We start from the raw sequence: 2,932 nt of genomic DNA, 5'->3' as shown, positions 1-2,932 counted from the left end.
GCTTGGCGAGGTCCTCCTCAAGGGCCCTCGACAGGGCGGAGCGGTCTTGGACGAGCTTGTTCATGTGATCGGCGATGACGCTGTTCACATTCTGCAGATCGGCTTCCAGGCCCCGGGAAAGCTGACCGCGATCCTCGGCCAGCTTTTCCGACTGGCTCGATATGACGCCCTTGATCGTGTTCAGATCGGATTCCAGCGCGCGCTTGAGAATGTCGCGGCCTTCCGCCAGCTTCTCGACCTGACCGGCGACCAGACCGTCGATGCTCGAACGGCTTTCAGCCAGCTTGGCAAGGTCGGCCTCAAGCGTCTGCGACAGCAGGCCGCGGTCCTCGGCCAGCCGTCCCGAGTGGCTTTCGATCAGGCCGCGTATTCCGGACAGATCGCTGTCGAGCGAATGGGAAAGCTGCGTGCGGTCCTCCGCCAGTTTGGCGGAATGGGTTTCGATGAGGCTCTTGATGCCGACGATGTCGTTTTCCAACGCCTTGGCGAGCACGGCGCGGCCCTCGGCGATCTTCTCGACCTGACCGGCGACCAGACCGTCGATGCTGGCGCGGCTGTCGGACAGTTTGCCGAGGTCGGCCTCCAGGGCGCGTGACAGAATGTTGCGGCCCTCGGCAAGCTTTCCAACATGCCCGGCCACCATTTCGTCAATGATCGTACGAGCTTGCACCAGTTTCCCGGAGTCTTCGTTTAGGGCAGTGGAGAGCCTGTTGCGGCCTTCTTCCAGCCTTTCGAGATGGCTGCCGAGCGATGCATCGATGGCCGCCCGCGATTCATTGACCTTGCGCAGGTCCTCTTCGAGAGCGCGCGAGATCAGGCTGCGGCCTTCGGCCAGCTTCTGCACCTGGTTGGTTACCGCCGCATCGATGCCGGCGCGGCCCTCGGCGAACTTCGCCAGGTCGGCCTCCATGGCCGCGGCCATGCGCTCGCGGCTTTCGGACAGTTTCCTGCTGTGGTTCTCGACGGCTTCCTCGATGCCGACGCGGGCGTCGGCGAGCCGCTGGATGTCGCTGTCGAACGAACGCGACACGACGTGACGGGCGGCTTCCATGCGTCCGGCGAAGTCGCTGGCGCGGGCTTCGAGCATGGAGGAGGTCGAGGTGACGATATCGGCCATGTCGGCGCCGATCTGGGTCTTGCCCTGATCGATCATCGCCGACAGCGTGTCCTTGCTCTCGGCGAAGGTGTGCGCGATTTCGCGGGCGCGCTCGACCAGCGTTTCGTTGATCTGGCGGGCACGGGCCTCGAGTGCCGCATTGAGCTTCTGCGTTCCGGTGTCCAGCGCCTCGGCGCGGGTCTGGAACTCGCTGATCAGGGCCTGGCCGCGTTCGGCGAGAGTCCGCTCGATGCCGTTGAGGCTGGCCTCGAATTCGGAATTGAGAGTGCGCGCGGCACCGCCGAGCAGCGACACCATGCCTGTGGTGCGATCGTCGAGCAGATCGGTCAACGACCGTGTCAGGCCGTCAGTGGTGTCCGTCAGCTTGGCGATGCGGGTGTCGAGAAGGCTGGCGAAGGCCTCGCCCGAGGTCGACAGACGGTCGGTGATCGAATCGAGCCGGCCTTCGACGGAATCGAAGATCGACATCGAGCTTTCGTTGATGCGGTCGATCAGCGTGTCGCCGGAATTGGTGATCGTCATCGACAATTTGGTCGACGCATTGAGGATCGAGTCGCGGATGATGTCGGAGGCGGCGCCGATCTCGTCCTTCAGCGTCTCATGCGCGCCGGTGATCGAAGCGCGGACGCGCTCGGCATGGGTGACGACGGCTTCGCGCTCGCTGCCGAGCCCGTCGACCAGCGAACGGATGCGGGATTCATTCTCGGAATAGGAGCGTTCGATCTGGTTGACTTCGCTGTGGACCAGCGTTTCCAGCTCGACCGCGCGGGCAAGCGTGCGTTCGATGCCTTCGCCCATGGCCGCGACCTCGCGACGAACGGCCTGGCCGATCATCATGACGCGATCCTGGGCAAGGTTTTCCGGCTCGGTCAGGCGGAAGGCCACTTCGGTCATCGACTGTGCGGCGATGCGCATTTCCTGGGCGCGGCGAATCATGGCGGCGAAGGCCCAGAACAGGATGACGGGCACGATGGCCGCGACCGCAAGGCCGATCAGCTCCGGACGGGCAAGGAACTGGTCGAGCGTACGGATTCTCCAGATGCTCGGTCCGAAAAGCAGATTGGCCAAACCGCCGGCGCCAGCGAACCAGGCGAGCGAAACGAAGGCAACGACCCAGTAAATGGTGTTCGAGGCACGCCTGTTGAGGCTGTGCAGGAGCGTCTTATAGTCCTTCTGGCGATCGTCATTGGCCGGTGCGAAACCAGCGGGCTGGGCGCCATTGCGCGGTTCCACGGGGCGCAATTCGGCAGGCTTTGCCTTGGGCGCGGGTTTCGCGGCGTGGTTCTGATTGACTACGGGCTCCGGGTTTTGTTCCGGCTTATGATTGCGTCCCTCGCGCGCCAACTCGTCGGCCGCCTGGGATATCTGAGCTTCCAGATCCTCCATAGAAGCCGCGATGTCGAGGTCGCCGTTGCCGATCTCGTTGCTGAGGTCGAGATCGAGCGCCTTTTCCAGTTCCCTGGCCACGTCGCTGTCGAGAGTTCTCGTCGTCGTTGGTTTCTTTGCCATGCCTTCGCTACCCTGTACTAGCTGCCGCGGGCTTATAATTCTGTTTGTCTTGCCCCGCGCAGGAGGCTGAAAATGGACCCCTCGTATCGTAATGACACAGGGGGGTAAAGAAAACATGCATTCCGCGGGATACGTAAAACTTTAAATATAAGGTTAACGGAACTGTGATTTGGGCGCCGCTTTGGCAACATTTTTCCCGGCCATTCATTAACCCGTTGTCCATTGGATTCGCCTAGGTTTTTGGGCGAATCGAAGAAACGGAGTTCGAGTTCATGCGTGGCGAAAGCGGCATTGCCTTCTCAATGC

General features: G+C 62.3%; 1 pseudogene. It reads right to left on the bottom strand.

Going from position 1 to position 2,932, the window contains the following annotated elements:
* Positions 1–2,626 (bottom strand): annotated as a pseudogene (locus EN984_RS28960) (kinesin); the annotation flags it as partial.
* Positions 2,627–2,932 lie beyond the last annotated feature (306 nt).

Source organism: Mesorhizobium sp. M7A.F.Ca.CA.004.12.1.1 (genome assembly GCF_003997835.1).
Lineage (GTDB): Bacteria > Pseudomonadota > Alphaproteobacteria > Rhizobiales > Rhizobiaceae > Mesorhizobium.
This window is presented reverse-complemented; position numbering and strand designations above follow the sequence as displayed.